Source organism: Rhodococcus sp. BP-316, assembly GCF_019836105.1.
Classification (GTDB): domain Bacteria; phylum Actinomycetota; class Actinomycetes; order Mycobacteriales; family Mycobacteriaceae; genus Rhodococcoides.
Genome location: NZ_JABUEE010000007.1, coordinates 313,269 through 335,382 on the forward strand (window position 1 = coordinate 313,269; position 22,114 = coordinate 335,382).

The following is a 22,114-nucleotide window of genomic DNA, read 5'->3' on the forward strand; positions in this document are numbered from 1 at the left end:
GGATCCGTGACCCGAGAACTGACGCACTACATCGGTGGACAGCACGTGGCGGGGGAGTCGGGCCGTTTCGCCGACGTCTTCGACCCGAACACCGGCGAGGTGCAGGCCCGCGTTCCGCTCGCCAGTACGGCGGAGGTCGAGGCGGCCGTGGCGAACGCCGAGGAGGCGCAGGTCGAGTGGGCGCTGCAGAACCCGCAGAAGCGTGCCCGCGTCCTGATGCGCTTCCTGGCCCTGATCAACGAGAACATGGAGCCGCTCGCCCAGTTGCTCTCGTCCGAGCACGGCAAGACCGTGGCCGATGCCAAGGGCGACATCCAGCGCGGACTCGAGGTCGTCGAGTTCGCCACCGGCATCCCGCATCTGCTCAAGGGTGAGTTCACGGCGAGTGCCGGAACGGGTATCGACGTGTACTCGATGCGTCAGCCTCTCGGTGTCGTCTCCGGTATCACCCCGTTCAACTTCCCCGCGATGATCCCGCTGTGGAAGGCCGCGCCCGCCATCGCCTGCGGCAACGCGTTCATCCTCAAGCCGTCCGAGCGGGACCCCTCCGTGCCGCTGCGGTTGGCCGAACTCTTCCTCGAGGCCGGTGGCCCTCCCGGAATCTTCAACGTCGTCAACGGTGACAAGGAAGCAGTCGACGCGATCCTGACCGACCCCCGCGTCAGTGCGGTGGGCTTCGTCGGCTCCACGCCCATCGCCCAGTACATCTACGAGACGGCGGCGGCGCACGGCAAGCGCGCCCAGTGCTTCGGCGGAGCGAAGAACCACGCCATCGTCATGCCCGACGCCGACCTCGACGAGGTGGCCGATGCGCTGATCGGTGCCGGCTACGGCAGTGCGGGTGAGCGCTGCATGGCCATCTCCGTGGCCGTTCCCGTCGGCGAGGAGACCGCGGAGGCCCTGCGCGCCAAGCTGGTCGAGCGCGTCGAGAAGCTCAGCGTCGGACGCAGCGACGACGCGGGCAGCGACTTCGGACCGCTCATCACGGCCGAGGCCGTCCAGCGCGTCACGGACTACGTGCAGATCGGTGTCGACGAGGGTGCGGACCTGGTGGTCGACGGCCGAGGCTTCTCCCTTGCCGGCCACGAGAACGGGTTCTTCACCGGTGCAACGCTGTTCGACAAGGTGACGACGGACATGCGCATCTACAAGGAGGAGATCTTCGGACCGGTGCTGCAGATCGTGCGTGCGGCCGACTACGAGGAGGCTCTGCGCCTGCCGTCGGCTCACGAGTACGGCAACGGTGTCGCGATCTTCACGCGCGACGGTGACACGGCGCGCGACTTCACCGCGCGGGTGAACGTCGGCATGGTCGGCGTCAACGTTCCCATTCCGGTGCCGATCGCGTACCACACCTTCGGTGGCTGGAAGCGGTCCGGATTCGGCGACCTCAATCAGCACGGCCCGGATTCGGTGCGGTTCTACACCAAGACCAAGACGGTCACCCAGCGGTGGCCCAGCGGCCGCAAGGAAGCTGTGGCGCAGAACCACTTCGTCATCCCGACGATGGACTGACGGTGGCGGACATCTTCGCGCTCGACGAGGACGAGCGCGCGATCAGCGAGACGGCAGCGGATTTCGCCGCGGAGTTCCTCGCTCCGAACGCCGTGGAGTGGGACCGGACCAAGCACTTCCCGGTCGACGTCCTGCGCAAGGCCGCCGCACTCGGTATGGGCGGGATCTACATCGCCGAGGACGTCGGCGGCTCCGGTCTGCGCCGCGTCGACGCCGTGCGGATCTTCGAGAAGCTCGCCGCAGGTGATCCGTCGATCGCCGCGTACCTGTCGATCCACAACATGGTGGCGTGGATGATCGACACCTACGGCTCCGACGATCAACGGCGACAGTGGCTTCCGGCTCTGTGCTCGATGGAGACCCTGGGCAGCTACTGCCTCACCGAACCGGGCGCCGGATCCGACGCGGCCGCGCTGTCGACCAAGGCGGTGCGCGACGGGGACACCTACGTCCTGAACGGCGTGAAACAGTTCATCTCGGGTGCCGGCGAGTCCGCCGTCTACGTCGTCATGGCACGCACCGGCGGGCCCGGCCCGTCCGGCATCTCCGCGTTCGTCGTCGAGAAGGACACGCCGGGACTGTCGTTCGGCGCCAACGAGGCCAAGATGGGCTGGAACGCGCAGCCCACCCGCCAGGTGATCCTGGAGGACGTCACGGTGCCGGCCGAGAATCTGCTCGGCGGCGAGGGCAACGGGTTCCGCATCGCGATGAACGGTCTCAACGGCGGTCGCATCAACATCGCGGCCTGCTCGCTGGGCGGCGCGACGGCGGCGTTCGACGCCGCGGTGTCCTACCTCGCCGACCGTCGTGCGTTCGGATCACGGCTGCTCGACGCGCAGGCACTGCAGTTCCGCCTGGCCGACATGCGGACAGATCTCGAGGCGGCCCGGGTCCTGCTCCTGCGGGCCGCGAGTGCTCTCGACGCCGATGCTCCCGACAAGGTGCAGCTGTGTGCGATGGCGAAGAAGTTCACCACCGACGTGGGGTTCACCGTGGCCAACGACGCGCTCCAGTTGCTCGGTGGCTACGGCTATCTCAGTGAGTACGGTCTGGAGAAGATCGTCCGCGATCTCCGAGTGCACCAGATCCTGGAAGGAACGAACGAGGTCATGCGAATCGTCATCGCCCGATCGGTGGTGGGTGCCGCGTGAGCGACACCGCCGCGGAGAACTCCGACGTCCTGCTGACGGTCGACCGCGGGGTCGCCACGGTCACCCTGAACCGGCCGCGCGCGATCAACGCGCTCAGCCACGCGATGGTGCGCGACATCGACGCGGCTCTCGTGCGGTGGGAGGACGACCCGTCGGTGCGCGCCGTGCTGATCACCGGCAACGGTGAGCGCGGACTGTGCGCCGGCGGCGACATCGTCGCGATCCACGACGACGCGAAGGCGAAGGCGGGCGAGAACTGGCCGACGGGGTCCGCCACCGCTCAGTTCTGGCGGGACGAGTACGTCATGAACTCGCGGATCAACCGGTACGGCAAGCCGATCGTCGCTCTGATGGACGGTGCGGTGATGGGCGGCGGAGTGGGTATCTCCGCTCACGCGACGGTCCGCATCGTGACGGAGAAGTCGAAGGTCGCGATGCCCGAGGTCGGCATCGGCTTCGTTCCGGACGTCGGCGGGACGTATCTCCTCGCCCGGACGCCCGGCGAGATCGGCACCCACCTCGCGTTGACCACCGCGCGCATGACGGCGGGCGACGCCGTCGCTGCCGGATTCGCCGATCACTTCGTGCCCACCGAGGATCTGCCGGCGTTCGTCGAGGCCCTGCACACGGGCACCGTCGACACCGCCCTGTCGCTCGTCTCGCCCGTTCCCGAGTCGGCTCTGGCGGCGCAGCGTGAGTGGATCGACGCGGCCTACACGGGCGACGACGCGGCGAGCATCGTCGCTCGGTTACGTGCCGACGGCCGTGACGAGGCCGTCGCTGCGGCCGACGCGATCGAGGCGAAGTCCCCCACGTCGGTGGCGGTCACGCTCCGCTCACTGCGCCGCGCGGCCGCGGCCTCGTCGCTGGACGAGGTCCTCGACGACGAGTACCGCGTGTCCATCGCCTGCCTGGACAGCCCCGACCTCGTCGAGGGCATCCGCGCGCAGGTGGTGGACAAGGATCGTCGACCGCGCTGGCGGCCTGCCCATCTCGACGACGTCACCACCTCCGACGTCGATCGTTTCTTCGCACCGCTCGGCGACGCCGAGTTGGGTCTGACATCCGCTGCGGCGGACTCCGTCTCGAAAGGACCACAATCGTGAGCACCGTGATCGCCTTCCTGGGGCTGGGGCACATGGGCGGGCCGATGGCGGCCAACCTCGCCGCGGCCGGCCACGACGTCCGAGGCTTCGACCTCGTTCCCGCCTCGCTCGACCAGGCGCGGGAGAAGGGCATCACGGTCGCCGAGTCGGCCGCCGACGCCGTGGCGGGTGCCTCGGTGGTGGTGACGATGTTGCCCAGTGGCAAGCACGTCCTCGACTGCTATGCCGACGTCGTCCCCGCTGCCGGCGCCGGCACGCTGTTCATCGACTCCTCGACCATCGACGTGGCCGATGCCCGTACGGCGGCCGACGTCGCGCTGGCCGCGGGCCACCGCGCCGTCGACGCTCCCGTCTCGGGCGGCGTCGGTGGAGCCACCGCGGGCACGCTGACGTTCATGGTCGGGGGCGACGACGCTGCCGTCGCCGAGGCGAATCCGCTGCTCGAGATCATGGGTCGCAAGATCGTGCACTGCGGACAGAGCGGCAACGGCCAGGCGGCCAAGCTGTGCAACAACATGATTCTCGGGGTCTCCATGATCGCCGTCAGCGAGGCCTTCGTGCTCGGGGAGAAGCTGGGGCTGACCAATCAGGCACTGTTCGACGTCGCCAGCACGGCATCGGGACAGTGCTGGGCGTTGACCACCAACTGTCCCGTTCCGGGGCCGGTGCCGACGAGTCCCGCGAACAACGACTACACGCCGGGATTCGCCGCCGCGTTGATGCGCAAGGATCTGGGTCTCGTGTCGGAGGCCGTGCGCGCCAACGGTGTCGAGGCGCAGCTGGGCATGCTGGCCTCGGCGATGTACGAGGCGTACGCCGCCGAGCACGGGGACAGGGACTTCTCCGGCATCGTGCAGGACATCCGTGAGCGTTCGGGCGGTACCGCGTGAGCGACATCGGGACGCCGACAGTGGAGACGCAGCAGTTCGAGACGATCACGGTCGAGACCAGGGGCCGCGTCGGCGTCATCACGCTGAACCGGCCGAAGGCGCTGAACGCGTTGAACTCTCAGCTGATGACCGAGGTGGTCGAGGCTGCCGTGGCGTTCGATCGTGATTCGGCGATCGGGGCGATCGTGGTGACCGGTTCCGAGAAGGCGTTCGCGGCCGGTGCCGACATCAAGGAGATGCAGTCCAAGACCTACATGGAGGTCTACACGCAGGACTTCTTCTCCGAGTGGGACGCGTTCGCCTCAGTGCGCACACCGACCATCGCCGCCGTGGCGGGTTACGCCCTCGGTGGGGGTTGCGAGCTGGCCATGATGTGCGACATCCTGATCGCAGCGGACACGGCTCAGTTCGGCCAACCGGAGATCGCTCTGGGGGTGATCCCCGGAATCGGTGGCTCCCAACGGTTGACGCGTGCCGTCGGCAAGGCCAAAGCGATGGAGATGTGTCTGACGGGTCGCAAGATGGGCGCCGAGGAGGCGGAGCGAGCAGGGCTCGTGTCGCGGATCGTGCCGGCGGCCGATCTGCTCGCCGATGCGCTGGAGACGGCCGAGACGATCGCCGCGAAGTCGCTTCCCATCGCCGTCATGGCGAAGGAAGCCGTGAATCGGGCGTTCGAATCGACTCTGGCGGAGGGTGTTCGGTTCGAACGTCGCCTGTTCCACTCGACGTTCGCCACCGACGATCAGACCGAGGGCATGACCGCGTTCACCGAGAAGCGTCAGCCGGTGTTCCGCCACCGCTGATCCGGCCGTACCGAGATCCGGTGCGACTCTCCTCGCCGAGCGAGGGGAGTGGCACCGGATCTCTGCTGTCACCAGCCGGACGTGTCCTCGTCGTCGAAGTCCCCGGCGCGCCGCCGGACCCCTGCGAGGATGGACACCAGTCTGTCCAGATCCACACCCGCGACTCCGGGGAGCCCGAACACGCGGTCGTTGAGATCTTCCGTCGCCTTGACCGCCAATTGCCGTCCCGCCTCGGTGATCTCGACGAGTGTGGTGCGGCGATCCGTGGGGTGCGGCACCCGCGTGACCAGGTCCGCCTTCTCCAACCTGTCGACGGCGTTGGTCACCGAGGTGGGATGGACCTGCAGGCGCGCGCTGGCTTTCGCCATCGGCAGGGCGCCGGTCTTCGTGAAGGTGAGCAGGGTCAGCAACTCGTAGCGAGCGAAGGTCAGCCCCGTGGGTTTGAGGACCTCTTCGACGCGCGCCATCATGATCTGCTGGACGCGCATGATGGACGTGACCGCGGCCATGCCGTCGGCGGCGTCCGACCATCCGTGGCGGATCCACTGACGGTGAGCTTCCGCGATGGGGTCCAGCGGAAGCTTCGGCGCTGACGACATGGGTCGATCTTCCCACGTTCGCACGGTGGATCGACTCGGCGCGCGACCGAGTCGATCGCCACATCCGTCACATCTGCATCATGCGACACTTTGGTATCAATGCAGTCTCGACGACCGTGACCTGACGAAACCCGTGATCGAATCGGACCACACGGTTCCCACGGGACCGCACGCGCATCTCGATCCCGAGATCGTCGACCCCGAGCCATTCAGGAGCATGCATGCGTACATTCCGTCGGCCTCGTCGAACGGTGGCCGCCCTGGCCATCGCCTGCGCCGGAGCGCTCGCGCTTCCGGCCGTCGCCTCTGCCGATCCGGCACCCGCTCCGGACCCGTTCCAGCAGGCGCTGGCCACTCTCGAGGGATCCGCTGCGCCGGGGGACGTCGCCCTCGAGGCGGCGCGCGCCGTGCTGGGTGCCGCACCGTCGGTCGATGTCGCGGAGCCCGCCGGTACGAACCCGCTGGCGCTGCTGGACGCTGCGAACGGACTGCTCGGCGGCTTCGGTCTCACGCCGTTCTTCTACCCGACGGCCGCGATCAACTGCTCCGCGCTCCCGGGTGCGCCGCTCGGCATCGTGCCCGCGGTCGCCGGTTCGGCTCCCGGCCCGTACACGCCGAAGGTGCCGGGTGTCACCATTCCGACACTGCCCGGGATCGACACCACGATCGCCGATCCGGGCGAGACGCTGTACGCCTTCGTTCCGGCGCCCGGCGGCATCGTGAACGACGGTGCGAACAAGTCCGGCATGCAGGTGGCGTGGTTCAACGTCAACACGCTGAAGGGTGGCTTCGCCGACATGGGTGGACTCACCGACGTCGTCCTCGCGGAGATCATCGAGCCACTGGGTGAGCCGTTCCGTTCCATCGGACGCGACCTGCTGACGAACAACCTCTCGAAGTTCCCCAACGCCGGTGTCCGCCTGGCACCCGTCGCCACGGGCTCGGGCACCGTGCTGTCGGCGATCTTCGGCCAGGTCTCGCACGACGGCAAGACCTGCGCGTTCTTCCCGACGGTGGGGCTCACTCAGGTTCCCTGACACCGGACGCACGAGAAGAACGGGCATCGACCACTGTGGTCGGTGCCCGTTCTGCGTTACGGTCGCGGCATGACGGAGGGAACGGTGCGGGAGTGGCGAGCCGACGGGATCCACGGCGTCGTCCACGAACCTGCCGGCGCACCCGTCGCGACGGCCGTGCTCGCCCACGGTGCGGGAAGCAACTGCGACGCAGCGATTCTGGTGGCCGTGGCCACCGAGCTCGCGGACCGTGGGGTACTGACGGCGCGGATCGATCTCCCGTTTCGTCAGGCTCGGCCGAAGGGCCCTCCGAACCGAGCGGGCGCCGCCGCGGATCGTGCCGGTATCGCCGCCGCGGTGCGGGCGCTGGATGCGCGGGGACCGGTGATCGTCGGGGGTCACTCGTACGGCGGCCGTCAGGCCTCGATGCTCCTCGCCGAGGACCCCGACATCGCGGACGCTCTTCTCGCACTGTCCTATCCGCTGCACCCGCCGACGAAGCCGGACACCCTGCGGACCGAGCACTTCCCGGGCATCGCCGCGCCGACCGTGATCGTGCACGGCTCGCGGGACCCGTTCGCCACCGGCGACGAACTGCGCGAGCACACGACGCGGATCGGGGGAGCGGTGACCATCGTGACGATCGAGGCTGCGGGACACGACCTGGCGCCTGCGAGGAAACCGACGGCCCGGCTGACGGCCGACGCCGTGATGACGGCTCTCCTGGCGAACGACTGACGGTGCTCGCACCGGGCGAGTGATGGGTGCCCCCGGCAGGATTCGAACCTGCGGCCTTCCGCTCCGGAGGCGGACGCTCTATCCCCTGAGCTACGGGGGCGCACCGGAGCGAACTCCGATGTGCCGTTTCGGGCGGTGCCAACAGTAGCGCATCACGCGATCAGAGCGGAGCAGCACCCTTCTCGGTGAGCATCTGCGTCATCAGCTGAGCCTCCGAGGTCTGGGTGTTCACCATCGTCTGCGCGAGATTGCGCACCGCGGGCGTCTCCGCGTGCACCGCGCCGTACTCCATCATCGGCAGACCACCCTCGTGGTGGCGCAGCATCAACTGGAGGAACAGCACGTCCAGTGCCGGACCGGTGGCGGCGCGCAGCGCCGTCATGTCCTGCGTGCTCGCCATACCCGGCATGGTCTGCACGGGACCGGTGGACGAGCCGGACCCGGACATGGACGACATCGACGAGCCGGACATGGGGTGTCCGCCGTCCTCCGTCATCCAGCCCATGTAGCCGCCCGTCGGCAACGGAGCGGCGTCCCAGAGCGCCAGCCAGCCCTGCATCTGCCCGGCCTGGTTCTGCTGTGTCGTGAGGATGTCGTACGCGAGATTCTTGACCAGCGGATCGGAGGCGCCACTGAGCGCGATGGTCGCCATCTCGATCGCCTGGTTGTGGTGCACGGTCATGTCCTGCGAGAACCCGACGTCGACCGAATCGGCGCCCGGTGTGGGTGCCGGATCGTCCCGCAACGGGGTCTGCGCGAGGAAGCCGACGGCGAACCCGATGACGAGCAGGGCCACCGCGCCCAGGACCAGCAGCGCCGACCGCTGACTCCGCTGCGCCGTGGGCCGCTCCTCCGTCGTCACGCTCACGGTGTGGGCACTGCCGCGCCGTCGGTGGGCAGGCCGTCGGTGGGCAGGCCCAGCCCGCCCGGGAGCTGACCCGCACCCGTCTCGGAGGCGTCGGGGGTCAGGCCCTCGCCACTCATCGGCACCGCGTCGGGGCCCGGTGCACTGCCGTCGAACGGCGGCGGGTTGTCCTGGTCGAAGGTCTCCGGCGTCGTGGAGCAGCTCGCGCCGACCTCGGGGTAGGCGTAGCGGTTCAGGCGCAGTGCGGCGATGAAGTGGTCGATCCGGGGGTCGTCGACACTGTCCAGCTTGAGCTGGTGGCCCCACGACTGCAGGGAGATCGGGGAGTCGAGTCCGGGGTAGGCGGACATGAGCATGTACTGCTGGTTCTCGACCTTGGCGGCCAGCGTCGAGATCTGGTCCTCGCTCAGGTCGTCCGGGTTGTAGGCGATCCAGACGGCGCCGTGCTCGAGCGAGTGCACGGCGTTCTCGGTGCGCAGGCCGTCCGGGTAGACCGTGCCCATGCAGTTGGCCCACACCTGGTCGTGCGGGCCACCGAACGGCGGCGACTGGTCGTAGGCGACACGCTGCGAGCCGGTGACGTGCAGCGCAGCGGGATAGTCCTGCGTGACCACGCCGTCGATGCCGGTCGACGGGTCCTGGTTCTCCTCGGTGGGAGCGAAGCGCTGCGCCTCGGCGCGGTCCTGGTACTTGGGCACCAGATTCCAGGCCAGGGCGCCGATCAGCGCGATGACCACGACGGATGCCGCCACCGTCAGCCACGGGATCTGGCGCCGCTTGCCCGATCCCACGCTGGAGGGGACACCACCCTTGTTCCGGGTGCCGGTCTTGCTGGCAGCCTTGATGGCCTTGGCTGACTTCTTGTCGGAACCGCTTGGCATGGTCGGAGCGCTCTTTCGATCGAGGAGATGAGTGGCCGCCTACTCGAGGCAGCCCCACTGTACGGAGGGAGTCTGAGCCCTCGCTGAAGCGCTCCCGTCGGACCCACCGGTGACCGCGGTCGGGGTGCTGTGCAGCGAGACCATAGGATAAGGCCCCGTGACTCCCGCCGACCTCGCCGAACTGCTGCATGCCACCGCAGCGGCCGTGCTCACCGAGCACGGACTCGATCCTGCCGTGTTGCCCGCGACGGTGACGGTGGACCGCCCGCGCAATCCCGAGCACGGCGACTACGCGACCAACGTCGCGATGCAGGTGGCCAAGAAGGCGGGCGTCAGCCCCCGCGACCTGGCGACCTGGCTCGCGGACGCTCTGGCCGGTGCCGACGCTGTCGAGGCCGTCGACGTGGCCGGTCCCGGATTCCTCAACATCCGGCTCGCGAAGTCCGCTCAGGGCGCCATCGTGGAGCGCGTGCAGCGCGAGAACGATCGCTACGGCTGGTCCTACGAGCTCACCGGGACCTCGATCAACCTGGAGTTCGTCTCGGCGAACCCCACGGGTCCCGTGCACCTGGGCGGCGCCCGCTGGGCCGCGGTGGGCGACGCCCTGGGGCGCATCCTCACCTCGCGGGGTGCCGCGGTCACCCGCGAGTACTACTTCAACGATCACGGCGCGCAGATCGATCGGTTCGCACGCTCGCTGGTCGCCTCGGCGCTGGGTCTGCCCGCACCGGAGGACGGCTACGCGGGCGAGTACATCGCCGAGATCGCCGCGGCCGTCGTCACGCAGCGACCGGACGTGATGGGTCTGCCCGACGACGAGCGGCAGGAGGTGTTCCGAGCCCTCGGCGTCGACGCGATGTTCACGAAGATCAAGTCGGACCTGCACGAGTTCGGCACCGACTTCGACGTGTACTTCCACGAGAACTCGCTCTTCGAGTCCGGCGCGGTCGAGCGCGCTGTGGAGACGCTGAAATCCTCGGGCAACCTGTACGAGAAGGACGGGGCCTGGTGGCTCCGCAGCACCGAGTACGGCGACGACAAGGATCGCGTCGTGGTCAAGAGCGACGGCAACGCCGCGTACATCGCCGGCGACATCGCGTACTTCCAGGACAAGCGATCTCGCGGGTTCGACCTGTGCATCTACATGCTCGGCGCGGACCACCACGGCTACATCGGTCGGCTCAAGGCCGCTGCCGCAGCCTTCGGCGACGATCCGGCGACCGTCGAGGTGCTCATCGGTCAGATGGTCAACCTCGTCCGCGACGGTGTCGCCGTGAAGATGAGCAAGCGTGCGGGCACGGTGATCTCTCTCGACGACCTCGTGGAGGCCATCGGGATCGACGCCGCGCGGTACGTGATGGTGCGGTCGTCGGTCGACTCGTCGATCGACATCGATCTCGCGCTGTGGGCGAGCCGGAGCAACGACAACCCGGTGTACTACGTGCAGTACGCCCACGCCCGGTTGTGTTCTCTCGCCCGCGGTGCCGAGGAGCTGGGCGTCTCCGCCGCGGATCCCGACTTCGCGCTGCTGACCCATGCCGCGGAAGGTGACCTCGTCCGTACCGTCGGGGAGTTCCCGCGCGTCGTCGCCAGTGCGGCGGGGCTGCGCGAACCCCACCGGATCGCCCGGTACCTCGAGGAGTTGGCGGGTGCCTATCACCGGTTCTACGGAGCGTGTCGAGTACTTCCCCGAGGAGACGAGGATCCGATGCCCGTCCACACAGCGCGGCTCGCCCTGGGCGACGCCACTCGGCAGGTCCTGGCCAACGGCCTGGCCATGCTCGGTGTCAGTGCACCGGAGAAGATGTGAGCGCGCATCCCGCCGGGCCGCGGCACGCCGAGCAGTCGGGCCCCGGCATGCCGGAGCGTCCGGCGGACAGCGCGGCACTCACGGACCTTCATCCGAAGGTGTTCCCCCGCAACGCAGCTCGTGGTGACGACGGCGTCGTGACGCTGGCCAGTGTTCCGGTGACGGAACTCGCAGCCACGTACGGAACGCCGCTGTTCGTCATCGACGAGGACGATTTCCGGTCGCGCTGCCGCGAGATGGCAGAGGCGTTCGGTGCCCCCGAGCGGGTGCACTACGCGTCCAAGGCCTTCCTGTGTGGGGAGATCGCTCGCTGGGTCGCGGACGAGGGTCTGTCCCTCGACGTGTGCTCGGGCGGCGAGCTGGCGATCGCACTGAACGCGGGCTTCCCGGCGAACCGGATCGCGATGCACGGCAACAACAAGTCACGGGCCGAACTGGAGGCGGGAGTGCGCGCCGGTGTCGAGCACGTCGTGCTGGACTCGATGATCGAGATCGACCGGCTCGACGAGGTCGCTGCCGCGGCGGGAACGGTGCAGGACGTCCTGATCCGCATCACCGTCGGGGTCGAGGCACACACGCACGAGTTCATCGCCACCGCCCACGAGGACCAGAAGTTCGGCTTCAGCCTGTCCGACGGCAGCGCGCTCCGGGCCGTCAGTCGGGTGTTCGAGACCGACAATCTGCGCCTCGTCGGCCTGCACTCGCACATCGGATCCCAGATCTTCGAGGTCGACGGGTTCGAGCTCGCGGCTCACCGCGTGATCGGGTTGCTGCGCGACATCAAGGCCGAGTTCGGCACCGAGAAGACCTCGCAGATCACCGTGGTCGATCTCGGCGGCGGCATGGGCATCCACTACGTGCCGGGGGACAACCCGCCTCCCGTGCAGGATCTGGCCGCCAAGCTCGCCCACATCGTCGAGTCCGAGTCGGCGGCCGCCGGGATCCCTACTCCGACACTGGCAGTGGAGCCCGGACGCGCGATCGCGGGACCCGGCACCGTGACGCTGTACGAGGTGGGCACCGTCAAGGACGTCACCGTCGACAGCACCCACACGCGCCGCTACATCAGCGTCGACGGGGGCATGAGCGACAACATCCGGACCTCGCTCTATCAGGCCGAGTACGTCGGCCGCCTCGCGTCGCGTACGTCGGAGGCTCCGGCCGTTCTGGCCCGGATCGTCGGAAAGCACTGCGAGAGTGGCGACATCGTCATCCGTGACACGTGGCAGCCCGAGGATCTCGGTCCCGGTGACCTGTTCACCGTGGGCGCGACGGGTGCGTACTGCTACTCGATGTCGTCCCGGTACAACCTTCTGCCCCGTCCGGCCGTCGTCGCCGTGCGGGACGGGCAAGCGCGGCTGGTACTCCGCCGCGAAACGTTCGACGACCTGCTCAGCTTGGAGGTAGACCGGTGACCGCTCCAGAATCGTCAGTGTCGTCGGAGGCCGCGGCCTTCGTCAGTCCCGTGGACAAGCCGATCGGCGTCGCCGTCCTCGGTATGGGGAACGTCGGCAGCGAGGTCGTGCGCATCCTGCTCGATCACGCCACCGATCTCACCGCCCGCGTCGGTGCGCCGCTCGTGCTGCGGGGAGTCGCGGTGCGCGACATCGGCAAGGACCGCGGCATCGACCCCGACCTGCTGACCACCGACGTGCGCGCACTCGTCGCGCGCGACGACGTCGACCTGGTGGTCGAGGTGCTCGGCGGCATCGAGCCGGCCCGCGAACTGATCCTCGCCGCGCTCAACGCCGGCAAGTCGGTCGTCACGGCCAACAAGGCACTCCTCGCCGAGTACACCGGTGAGTTGGCCGACGCCGCCGAGAGCCACCGCGCCGACTTGTACTTCGAAGCCGCTGTGGCAGGGGCCATTCCGGTGGTCCGGCCGCTGATGCAGTCTCTCGCCGGCGACCGGGTGAACCGTGTCATCGGCATCGTCAACGGCACGACGAACTTCATCCTCTCGGCCATGGACGAGACGGGTGCGGACTACGCGGACACGCTCGCGGAGGCGGGACGGCTGGGATACGCGGAGGCGGATCCGACGGCCGACGTCGAGGGCTTCGATGCTGCGGCGAAGGCCGCCATCCTGGCCTCGCTCGCGTTCCACACGCGGGTCACCTCGGCCGACGTACACCGCGAAGGGATCTCCTCGATCACCGCGGCGGACATCGCCACCGCGCGTGCGTTCGACTGCACCGTCAAGCTTCTCGCGCTGTGCGAGCGTGTGAGTGACGACGACGGCAACGACCGCATCTCCGTCCGCGTCTACCCGTCGCTCGTACCGCTGTCGCACCCGCTCGCCTCGGTGTCGGGTGCCTTCAACGCCGTCGTGGTCGAAGCCGAGGCCGCGGGACGGCTCATGTTCTACGGCCAGGGTGCGGGCGGCGCTCCCACCGCGTCCGCCGTCATGGGCGACCTGGTGATGGCGGCGCGCAACAAGTTCTACGGCGGCCGTGGACCCGGGGAGTCGACGTACGCCAAGCTCCCCGTCGCGCCCATGGGGGACACCCCCACGCGGTACCACGTCAACATGCAGGTCGCGGATCGCGCCGGAGTGCTCTCCGCCGTCGCGGCCGAGTTCGCCAAGAACGACGTCAGCATCTCCACGGTGCGCCAGGAGGGCGCGAGCAAGCATGCCCGTCTCGTCGTCGTCACGCACCGCGCCAAGGACTCGGCTCTGGCGGCCACCGTGGACGCGCTGAAGGAACTCGACATCGTCACCGCCGTCACCAGCGTTCTCCGACTCGAGGGAACGTCCGAATGATCGGGATCTCGATCGCGGGATCGACTGTGGCGCCAGGGTCGTCGGTGAACCCGGCTGCTACCGAGTCGGCATAGTGGCCGGGCCGGCCGACGTGACGAGGACACTCACCACCGGGACGGTGGCGCACGCCCGCGTGCCTGCCTCCAGTGCCAACCTCGGACCAGGGTTCGACACACTGGGGCTCGCCCTGGGTCTGTTCGACGACGTCGTCGTCACCGTGGCGGAGTCCGGGCTCGACATCGAGGTCGACGGTGAGGGTGCGCGCGAGGTTCCGTGGGGTCCGTCGCATCTCGTCGTGCGAGCGATCGAGCGTGGTCTCGAGTCGGCCGGCGTGTGGGCGGACGGCTTGAAAGTACGCTGCCACAACAGGATTCCTCACTCTCGCGGCCTCGGCTCGTCGGCGTCGGCAGTGGTCGGTGGGCTCGCCGCGGCCAACTGCCTCGCGGCGTCCCTGGATCCGGCTCTCGCGTTGTCGCCCGAGCAGATGGTGCAGCTGGCCGCCGAGTTCGAGGGTCATCCGGACAACGCGTCGGCCAGCGTGCTCGGCGGCGCCGTGGTGTCCTGGAGCCGCGAGTCCGGACCGCCGGAGGGGCCGCGGGCCTATGCGGCCGCCCGTCTCGACGTGCACCCGGACATCGGTGCGACGGTGCTCATCCCGACCGAACGGTCGTCCACGGCGCACACGCGCGGACTGTTGCCCGACCTCGTTCCGCACCGCGACGCCGCGTTCAACGCGAGCCGATCCGCGCTCGCGGTCGTGGCCCTGACGACGCGACCCGATCTGTTGATGGTGTCCACCGAGGATCGCCTGCACCAGCCCTACCGGGCCTCCGCCCTGCCGGTGACGTCGCGATGGGTCGAGACCCTGCGCGCACACGGGCACGCCGCGACGGTCTCGGGCGCCGGACCCACCGTGCTCGTGCTCGGAACGGCGAGCATCGCGCGCGAGTTGGCCGACCGCGCCGGGGACGACGGGATGACGGTGCTGGAGCTGGACATCGCGGACGGCGTCACGACGCGCTGACGCGGACATTCTTGCCCGTACCTCGCATCACGGCTATTGTGGTACGCGTCCGTACATCGTGCGCAGTCAGCGCGCCGATTTCTCCAGGGCATTACTTCCCGGCCTCGAGCTCCAGCGGTGCCGTCGTCGATCGGCGCGCCACGGCCGCCAGGGAAGTCGCATCCTGGAACAGCCTTCGCTCTTCTGCACGACGCGAACGTACGCGGCATCCGAGTTCGACACGAGAGTCGAACGGCGGAACGAACCCTCGATCTGCGCACCAGGCGCGCGAGGGAAGGAAAGGACCTCCGTGACCGATACGGAATCTATCGCTGCTCCGGCGACCCAGTCCGACACCCGCCCGCGCACGTCGCGCCGCGGTGCCGGGCTCTCCGGGATGGTGCTCACCGAGCTGCGCGGACTCGCGTCCGAACTCGGGATCAAGGGTGTCTCCGGGATGCGTAAGGGCGACCTCGTGTCCGCGATCGAGGCCAAGCAGGTGCCCGCGTCCGCGGCTGCCACCGAGGCACCGTCGCGCGCACCCCGCGTGAGCCGGTCCGCGCCCGCCGCCACGTCGGACGCACCGTCCGCCGGTGTGTCCGACGCCGTGGCCCCCCGGGATTCCGGAGCCGACGGTGCGAGCGCCGGCGCCTCCAGCTCCGACGCCGGTACCCCCAGCGCCGACACCTCGGGTTCCGACGGTGCAGCGTCCGACGGCGCGAACCCCGACGGCCCGCGTCGCACGCGGAACCGTCGCGGAGCGACCCGCCGTGCCGGCGCCGCGGAGTCGACCGACACCGCCGCCGAGTCGCAGAACGACGCTGCGCCTGCGCAGGACGGCCGCGCGCACCAGTCGACCGACGCGGCAGCGTCCACCACGACGGCTCCGGCCGAGACCACCCGCACCGACGGTGGCGACGACCGCGACCAGGGCGAGGGTGATCGTCAGAACGGGGACCGGCCGCGCCGCGAGCGCCAGGGCCGCAACCAGGGCGATCGCAACGATCGCAACCAGGGCGACCGCAACCAGGGCGACCGGAACGACCGCAACCAGGGCGACCGAAACGATCGCAACCAGGGCGACCGCAACCAGGGCGACCGAAACGATCGCAACCAGGGCGACCGCAATCAGGGCGACCGCAACGATCGCAACCAGGGCGACCGCAACGATCGCAACCAGGGCGACCGCAATCAGGGTGACCGGAACGATCGCAACCAGGGCGACCGCAACAACGGGCCTCGTGACAACGGTCCCCGCGACGACGAGGACGGCGAGGGCCGCGGCAGGCGGGGACGTCGTTTCCGCGAGCGTCGCCGTGGGCGCGATCGTGACGGTGCTCCCGAGGGCGGCGGCAACCAGCGTGATCGTGAGCGCGAGCCCGAACTGCGCGACGACGACGTCGTGCAGCCCGTCGCCGGCATTCTCGACGTGCTCGACAACTACGCGTTCGTCCGGACCTCGGGATACCTCGCGGGACCGAACGACGTGTACGTCTCCATGAACATGGTGCGCCGCAACGGCCTCCGACGCGGTGACGCACTGACCGGTGCCGTGCGAGTGGCCCGCGAGGGGGAGCAGAACAACTCCCGGCAGAAGTTCAACCCGCTGGTCCGTCTCGACACGGTCAACGGTGCGCCGCCGGACGGCAACCGCAAGCGGCCGGAGTTCAACAAGCTCACGCCGCTGTACCCGAATCAGCGGCTGCGCCTCGAGACCACGCAGAACATCCTGACGACGCGCGTGATCGATCTGGTCATGCCGATCGGCAAGGGGCAGCGTGCGCTCATCGTGAGCCCGCCCAAGGCGGGTAAGACCAGCGTGTTGCAGGCGATCGCGAACGCCATCGCGACGAACAACCCCGAGTGCTACCTGATGGTCGTGCTCGTGGACGAGCGTCCCGAAGAAGTGACCGACATGCAGCGCAGCGTGAAGGGTGAGGTCATCGCCTCCACCTTCGATCGCCCGCCGGGCGACCACACCTCGGTCGCCGAGCTGGCGATCGAGCGCGCCAAGCGTCTGGTCGAGGACGGCCGCGACGTGGTGGTGCTGCTCGACTCGATCACGCGTCTGGGCCGTGCGTACAACAACAGCTCGCCGGCCTCGGGTCGCATCCTGTCCGGTGGTGTCGACTCCACGGCGCTCTACCCGCCCAAGCGCTTCCTCGGTGCCGCGCGCAACATCGAGAACGGTGGATCGCTCACCATCATCGCCACGGCGATGGTGGAGACCGGCTCGACAGGTGACACGGTGATCTTCGAGGAGTTCAAGGGCACGGGCAACGCCGAGCTCAAGCTCGATCGCAAGATCGCCGAGCGGCGCGTGTTCCCGGCGGTGGACGTCAATCCGTCGGGCACCCGCAAGGACGAGCTCCTGCTCAGTCCCGACGAGGCGGCCGTGCTGCACAAGCTGCGTCGGGTGCTCTCCGGGCTCGACTCGCACCAGGCGATCGATCTGCTGATCGACCGACTGAAGAAGAGCAAGAACAACATCGAGTTCCTCATGTCGGTCTCCAAGACGGCGCCCGGTTCGCCGGAGGACTGACCCCCGAGGATCGACGGAACAAACGTCTCGGCACCGATGTTGAGACGATTACCAGCGCGGACAGCTGCTCTGGCATACTGATCGGCCGAGTCCGGTTCCGGTTCACGCTCTCGACAGTCGAGGCGACCCGGCGACCATGAAAGGGACACCATGAAGGCAGGAATCCACCCCGATTACACAGCGACGACAGTCGTGTGTGGTTGCGGACATACTTTCGAGACCCGCAGCACCAACTCGGCGGAGCGCATCAACGTCGAGGTCTGCTCGCAGTGCCACCCGTTCTACACGGGCAAGCAGAAGATCCTCGACACCGGCGGCCGCGTGGCTCGCTTCGAGGCTCGCTACGGCAAGCGCGCAGGCAAGAAGGCCGACGCCGACAGCTAGCTCTTCCGCCGACGCCCGTTCCGAGATTCGTCTCGGGGCGGGCGTCGGTCGTTTCTGCACCATTGTTCGTTGACATTCTTCGGTTCGACAGGGAGAACACCGTGGCCGCCTCCGCGACACCGTCCGCGATCGACGACATCCTCGCCGAGCACGCCGGACTCGAGCGCGACCTGTCCGATCCCTCGCTGCACGACGATCCGGCGGCGGCTCGCCGCGCCGGGAAGCGGTTCGCGCAGCTGGCCCCGATCATGAGTGTGTACTCCAAGCTCAGTGCCGCCCGCGACGATCTCGAGGCGGCCCGCGAGCTCGCTGCCGACGACGCCGGCTTCGCCGCGGAGATCCCGGCGCTCGAGGCGACCGTGGCCGAGCTCGACACCACCCTCACCGACCTGCTCGCGCCCCGTGATCCTCACGACGCCGACGACGTCGTGCTGGAGGTCAAGTCGGGTGAGGGCGGCGAGGAGTCCGCCCTGTTCGCGTCCGATCTCGCTCGGATGTACGTCCGGTACGCCGAGCGCCACGGCTGGCGGGTCGAGATCCTCGACGCGAACGTCTCCGATCTGGGTGGGTACAAGGACGCGACGCTGTCCATCAAGGCGCGCACCGACACCGCCGACGGTGTGTGGTCGCGGTTCAAGTTCGAGGGCGGCGTGCATCGGGTGCAGCGTGTTCCCGTCACCGAATCGCAGGGACGAGTGCACACGTCGGCGGCCGGCGTCCTGATCTACCCGGAGCAGGACGAGGTCGAAGCCGTCCAGATCGACGAGACCGATCTGCGCATCGACGTCTACCGCTCGTCCGGCAAGGGTGGCCAGGGCGTCAACACCACGGACTCCGCGGTGCGCATCACGCATCTGCCCACGGGAATCGTCGTCACCTGTCAGAACGAACGCTCCCAGCTGCAGAACAAGGCGAGGGCGATGCAGGTGCTCGCCTCGCGGCTGCAGGCGGCGGCCGAGGAAGCGGCCGACAAGGAGGCGGCGGCCGGGCGTGCGAGCCAGGTGCGCACCGTCGATCGGTCCGAGCGCATCCGCACGTACAACTTCCCTGAGAACCGCATCACCGACCACCGCATCGGCTTCAAGTCGCACAACCTGGACGCCGTTCTCGACGGTGACATGGACGCGCTCCTCGACGCGCTCGCCGCGGCCGACCGACAGGCGCGGCTCCAGGCGGAATGACCTCCGCGTGATCGCCGGGCCGACCGGCAGTGCGAAGCTGTGTCGGTGAGTCGCGTCCCGCTACGTCTGGCCATCGTCGAGGCAACCCGCGTCCTGACCGAGGCCGGCGTCCCCAGCCCGCGGGTCGACGCAGAGTTGCTCGCCGCGCATCTGCTGTCGGTTCCCCGCGGGCGGCTCGGCCTGACCCCGTTGGTGGAGCCCGAGGTCGCCGAAGCCTACCGTGCGACCGTCGCGCAGCGTGCGAAGCGAATTCCGTTGCAGCACATCATCGGAACGTCGTCACTGGGGGAGATCGACGTCGAGGTGGGCCCCGGGGTGTTCGTCCCCCGCCCGGAGACGGAACTGTTGCTCGCCTGGGCACTCGCGTTCCTCGAGTCCGCCGGGCGGCATCCGCCCGTCGTCCTCGACCTGTGCACCGGAAGCGGCGCACTCGCCCTCGCGATCGCCCACGCTCGCCCGGACGCCGTGGTGCACGCGGTGGAGAAGGATCCGCACGCGTTGGCGTGGGCGCGGCGCAACGCCGACCTGCGGGCGTCGGACGGCGACACTCCCGTGCATCTGCATCACGGTGACGTGACCGAGAGGACGGTGCTCACGGAGCTCGACGGCACCGTCGACCTGGTCGTGGCGAACCCGCCCTACGTGCCGACGAGTGCGCGGCTCGATCCCGAGGTGATCGACCACGATCCGCACGTCGCGCTGTTCGGTGGCCCGGACGGGCTGTCCGTCATCGAGCCGATGATCGCGAACATCGCGCGGTGGTTGCGGATCGACGGGGGAGTGGGCATCGAGCACGACGACTCGCACGGAGACCGGGTGGTCGCCCTCCTGGAGGGGCGAGCGGTGTTCGGAGACGTGTCCCAGCATCGGGATCTCGCGGACCGCCCACGCTTCGTCGTCGCTCGTCGGCAGCGCCGGATCACCTAGGACGCGAGATCGCGCCACCGCTGCGCAGGCGTGCCGTGCACGCAGTGGCAAGATGGGCCGGGTGTCCACCGTCTACGACTGCTCCGATTCCGCCTCTCGCGCGGCAGGTCTCGATGCCGCCAAGCGTGCGCTGTCGTCCGGCCGACTGGTCGTGATGCCCACCGACACCGTGTACGGGCTGGCTGCGGACGCCTTCGACAGCAGCGCCGTCACGGATCTGCTCCGCGCAAAGGGGCGCGGCCGCGACATGCCGGTGCCGGTGCTCGTCGGGTCCTGGCACACGATCGACGGCCTCGTGCTGGGAGTGCGGCAGGCGGCGCGCGATCTCATCCGCGCGTTCTGGCCCGGAGCCCTGAGTCTCGTCGTGCACCAGGCGCCGTCGCTCGCGTGGGACCTCGGCGACGCCCGCGGCACCGTCATGCTCCGCATGCCGCTGCATCCGGTGGCTCTCGAACTGCTGCGCGAGGTGGGCCCCCTGGCCGTCTCGAGTGCGAACATCTCCGGCCGCCCGCCCGCCGTCACGGCGGAGGACGCCCGCGTACAGCTCGGCGGGTCCGCGGCCGTGTATCTCGACGGCGGTCCGGCCGAGCATGCGCTCGCGTCGACGATCGTCGACCTGACGGGGGACACCCCGCGCATTCTCCGCGTCGGCGCGGTCTCGACGAGCGAGATCGCCGAGGTCCTCGGCGTGACCGCCGAGTCGCTCGTCGCCGGAAGCGCCTGACGAATGCCGCACTCGGCTCCGCCGCGGGAGTCACCGTGGTGACGCCCGTGCCCGCGCACGCGAGTGCGCTCCTGGCGCAGTCGGACGGGGGCGCGGGTGTCCCAATCCGCGAGCTTCTTCTCGTCATGCTCACGGCAGCGGTGGTGACGTTCCTGGTCACCGGAGCCGTCCGGCTCGGCGCTATGCGTTTCGGCGCGGTGGCCGTACCGCGTGAGCGCGACGTCCACGTCACCCCGACGCCCCGGCTCGGGGGTATCGGCATCTACCTGGGGCTGCTCGTCGCGCTGCTCTTCGCGCAGAAGTTGCCGGCCCTCACCCGAGGGTTCGAGTTCACCACGGACGTCCAGGCGGCCCTGGTCTCCGGGTTCATCATCATGGCCGTGGGTGTGGTCGACGACCGGTGGGGCCTGGACGCGCTGACCAAGTTCGCCGGTCAGGTCACCGCGGCCGGTGTCCTGGTGCTGATGGGCGTCAGCTGGTACCTGCTGTATCTGCCGTGGGGCGAGGGGTCGACGCTGATTCTGGACCAGCTGCAGGCGGGTCTCGTCACCGTGCTCATCGCCGTGGTCATGATCAACGCGATGAACTTCATCGACGGTCTGGACGGCCTCGCCGCGGGCGTCGGCCTGATCGCCGCGGTGGCCATCTGTCTGTTCTCCGTCGGACTGCTGCACGAGCAGGGCGGTGACGTCAGCGCCTACCCGCCCGCGATGATCGCCGCGGCCCTCGCCGGTGCGTGCCTGGGGTTCCTGCCGCACAACTTCCAGCCGGCGCGCATCTTCATGGGCGACTCGGGTTCCATGGTCATCGGCCTCATGCTCGCCACCGTCGCGACCAGTGCGTCCGGACGTATCGGGCTCAGTGCCTACGGCACGCGGGACCTCCTGGGTCTGCTGACCCCGTTGCTGCTGGTGGGCGCGATCATGTTCATCCCGATCCTCGACCTGCTGCTCGCGATCGTGCGTCGCACGCGTGCAGGCCGCAGCCCCTTCAGCCCGGACAAGATGCACCTGCATCACCGTCTGCTCCAGATCGGTCACTCGCATCGCCGCGTGGTGCTGCTCATCTACTTGTGGGTCGGTGTGCTCGCGTTCGGGGCGGTCGGCGCGTCCCTGTTCGATCGCCGCCTCGTGGTGCTGCTGCTCGCCGGCGGACTCGTCTTCGCCCTGGTGGTCACCGCGGTGCCGTCGTTCCGGGATCCGGGCCGCCGGTAAC

20 protein-coding genes and 1 tRNA gene are annotated in these 22,114 nt (G+C 69.0%); 17 read left to right on the forward strand and 4 right to left on the reverse strand.

Annotated elements, in window-relative coordinates:
* The first annotated feature begins 6 nt into the window (after window positions 1-6).
* The 5 genes from HQ312_RS15750 to HQ312_RS15770 are packed head-to-tail and all read left to right on the forward strand — an operon-like array spanning window position 7 to window position 5,465.
* A complete protein-coding gene (locus HQ312_RS15750) occupies window positions 7-1,515 on the forward strand; it encodes a CoA-acylating methylmalonate-semialdehyde dehydrogenase (RefSeq protein ID WP_027507242.1) in 1,509 nt (502 codons plus the stop codon).
* Between the two features lie 11 nt (window positions 1,516-1,526).
* Window positions 1,527-2,666 carry an acyl-CoA dehydrogenase family protein gene (locus tag HQ312_RS15755; RefSeq protein ID WP_027507241.1) on the forward strand — a complete coding sequence of 380 codons (1,140 nt, stop codon included), beginning with the start codon at window positions 1,527-1,529 and terminating at the stop codon, window positions 2,664-2,666.
* A complete protein-coding gene (locus HQ312_RS15760) occupies window positions 2,663-3,772 on the forward strand; it encodes an enoyl-CoA hydratase/isomerase family protein (RefSeq protein WP_037187413.1) in 1,110 nt (369 codons plus the stop codon). The genes HQ312_RS15755 and HQ312_RS15760 overlap by 4 nt, the downstream gene beginning before the upstream one ends.
* Window positions 3,769-4,662 (forward strand): 3-hydroxyisobutyrate dehydrogenase, encoded by an 894-nt coding sequence (mmsB, locus tag HQ312_RS15765; RefSeq protein ID WP_222639177.1) that lies wholly within the window; start codon window positions 3,769-3,771, stop codon window positions 4,660-4,662. Before HQ312_RS15760 ends, mmsB begins: the two co-directional genes overlap by 4 nt.
* 5 nt (window positions 4,663-4,667) lie before the next feature.
* The gene (locus tag HQ312_RS15770; RefSeq protein WP_308123909.1) at window positions 4,668-5,465 is read left to right on the forward strand and encodes an enoyl-CoA hydratase; all 798 of its coding nucleotides are present in this window, start codon (window positions 4,668-4,670) and stop codon (window positions 5,463-5,465) included.
* A gap of 68 nt (window positions 5,466-5,533) precedes the next feature.
* Here HQ312_RS15770 and HQ312_RS15775 read toward each other — a convergent pair whose 3' ends face one another.
* Entirely contained in the window at window positions 5,534-6,064 is a 531-nt protein-coding gene (locus tag HQ312_RS15775) for a MarR family winged helix-turn-helix transcriptional regulator (RefSeq protein WP_222639178.1), read from the reverse strand.
* Between the two features lie 221 nt (window positions 6,065-6,285).
* On the opposite strand from HQ312_RS15775, the gene HQ312_RS15780 reads away from it, so the two are divergent.
* Together HQ312_RS15780 and HQ312_RS15785 are read left to right on the forward strand one after the other, a co-directional pair.
* Entirely contained in the window at window positions 6,286-7,101 is an 816-nt protein-coding gene (locus HQ312_RS15780) for a hypothetical protein (RefSeq protein WP_027507236.1), read from the forward strand.
* A 69-nt stretch (window positions 7,102-7,170) separates the two neighbouring features.
* Window positions 7,171-7,818: an alpha/beta family hydrolase gene (locus tag HQ312_RS15785; RefSeq protein WP_222639179.1), complete on the forward strand. Its 648-nt coding sequence runs from the start codon at window positions 7,171-7,173 to the stop codon at window positions 7,816-7,818.
* A gap of 27 nt (window positions 7,819-7,845) precedes the next feature.
* Here the strand turns inward: HQ312_RS15785 and HQ312_RS15790 are convergent.
* From HQ312_RS15790 to HQ312_RS15800, 3 genes are all read right to left on the reverse strand, one after another.
* Window positions 7,846-7,918 (reverse strand) — tRNA-Arg (locus HQ312_RS15790).
* Window positions 7,919-7,978: 60 nt separating this feature from the next.
* On the reverse strand, window positions 7,979-8,680 hold the full coding sequence (locus HQ312_RS15795) for a DUF305 domain-containing protein (protein WP_222639229.1): 702 nt from the start codon (window positions 8,678-8,680) through the stop codon (window positions 7,979-7,981).
* A gap of 2 nt (window positions 8,681-8,682) precedes the next feature.
* Entirely contained in the window at window positions 8,683-9,564 is an 882-nt protein-coding gene (locus tag HQ312_RS15800) for a DUF3105 domain-containing protein (protein ID WP_027507233.1), read from the reverse strand.
* 157 nt (window positions 9,565-9,721) lie between these two features.
* Here HQ312_RS15800 and argS point away from each other — a divergent pair, with 157 nt between their 5' ends.
* The 10 genes from argS (at window position 9,722) to HQ312_RS15850 (ending at window position 22,113) form a co-directional block, all read left to right on the forward strand.
* Window positions 9,722-11,374 (forward strand): arginine--tRNA ligase, encoded by a 1,653-nt coding sequence (argS, locus tag HQ312_RS15805; protein WP_222639180.1) that lies wholly within the window; start codon window positions 9,722-9,724, stop codon window positions 11,372-11,374.
* Complete coding sequence (gene lysA, locus HQ312_RS15810) at window positions 11,371-12,789, forward strand: diaminopimelate decarboxylase (protein WP_222639181.1); 1,419 nt, start codon at window positions 11,371-11,373, stop codon at window positions 12,787-12,789. Before argS ends, lysA begins: the two co-directional genes overlap by 4 nt.
* Complete coding sequence (locus tag HQ312_RS15815; protein WP_155957165.1) at window positions 12,786-14,138, forward strand: homoserine dehydrogenase; 1,353 nt, start codon at window positions 12,786-12,788, stop codon at window positions 14,136-14,138. The genes lysA and HQ312_RS15815 overlap by 4 nt, the downstream gene beginning before the upstream one ends.
* Window positions 14,139-14,229: 91 nt before the next feature.
* On the forward strand, window positions 14,230-15,162 hold the full coding sequence (thrB, locus tag HQ312_RS15820; protein ID WP_222632725.1) for a homoserine kinase: 933 nt from the start codon (window positions 14,230-14,232) through the stop codon (window positions 15,160-15,162).
* A gap of 376 nt (window positions 15,163-15,538) precedes the next feature.
* Window positions 15,539-17,683, forward strand: a complete 2,145-nt coding sequence (gene rho / locus HQ312_RS15825; protein WP_222639231.1) for a transcription termination factor Rho — start codon at window positions 15,539-15,541, stop codon at window positions 17,681-17,683.
* 150 nt (window positions 17,684-17,833) lie between these two features.
* Window positions 17,834-18,067 (forward strand): 50S ribosomal protein L31, encoded by a 234-nt coding sequence (gene rpmE / locus HQ312_RS15830; protein WP_027507227.1) that lies wholly within the window; start codon window positions 17,834-17,836, stop codon window positions 18,065-18,067.
* 101 nt (window positions 18,068-18,168) lie between these two features.
* Entirely contained in the window at window positions 18,169-19,248 is a 1,080-nt protein-coding gene (gene prfA / locus HQ312_RS15835; protein ID WP_056448490.1) for a peptide chain release factor 1, read from the forward strand.
* A 45-nt stretch (window positions 19,249-19,293) separates the two neighbouring features.
* Window positions 19,294-20,175, forward strand: coding sequence for a peptide chain release factor N(5)-glutamine methyltransferase (prmC, locus tag HQ312_RS15840; RefSeq protein ID WP_056448594.1), 882 nt, complete (start codon window positions 19,294-19,296; stop codon window positions 20,173-20,175).
* A 61-nt stretch (window positions 20,176-20,236) separates the two neighbouring features.
* Entirely contained in the window at window positions 20,237-20,899 is a 663-nt protein-coding gene (locus HQ312_RS15845) for an L-threonylcarbamoyladenylate synthase (RefSeq protein ID WP_027507224.1), read from the forward strand.
* Window positions 20,900-21,024: 125 nt separating this feature from the next.
* On the forward strand, window positions 21,025-22,113 hold the full coding sequence (locus tag HQ312_RS15850) for a glycosyltransferase family 4 protein (protein WP_222639233.1): 1,089 nt from the start codon (window positions 21,025-21,027) through the stop codon (window positions 22,111-22,113).
* Window position 22,114: the final 1 nt, after the last annotated feature.

Bases quoted from the DNA above. Each gene is read 5' to 3' on its own strand.
- HQ312_RS15775 (WP_222639178.1), bottom strand. From the start codon at position 6,064: ATGTCGTCAGCGCCGAAGCTTCCGCTGGACCCCATCGCGGAAGCTCAC.
- HQ312_RS15780 (WP_027507236.1), top strand. From the start codon at position 6,286: ATGCGTACATTCCGTCGGCCTCGTCGAACGGTGGCCGCCCTGGCCATC.
- HQ312_RS15785 (WP_222639179.1), top strand. From the start codon at position 7,171: ATGACGGAGGGAACGGTGCGGGAGTGGCGAGCCGACGGGATCCACGGC.
- HQ312_RS15800 (WP_027507233.1), bottom strand. From the start codon at position 9,564: ATGCCAAGCGGTTCCGACAAGAAGTCAGCCAAGGCCATCAAGGCTGCC.
- rho (WP_222639231.1), top strand. From the start codon at position 15,539: ATGGTGCTCACCGAGCTGCGCGGACTCGCGTCCGAACTCGGGATCAAG.
- rpmE (WP_027507227.1), top strand. From the start codon at position 17,834: ATGAAGGCAGGAATCCACCCCGATTACACAGCGACGACAGTCGTGTGT.
- HQ312_RS15850 (WP_222639233.1), top strand. From the start codon at position 21,025: ATGCTCACGGCAGCGGTGGTGACGTTCCTGGTCACCGGAGCCGTCCGG.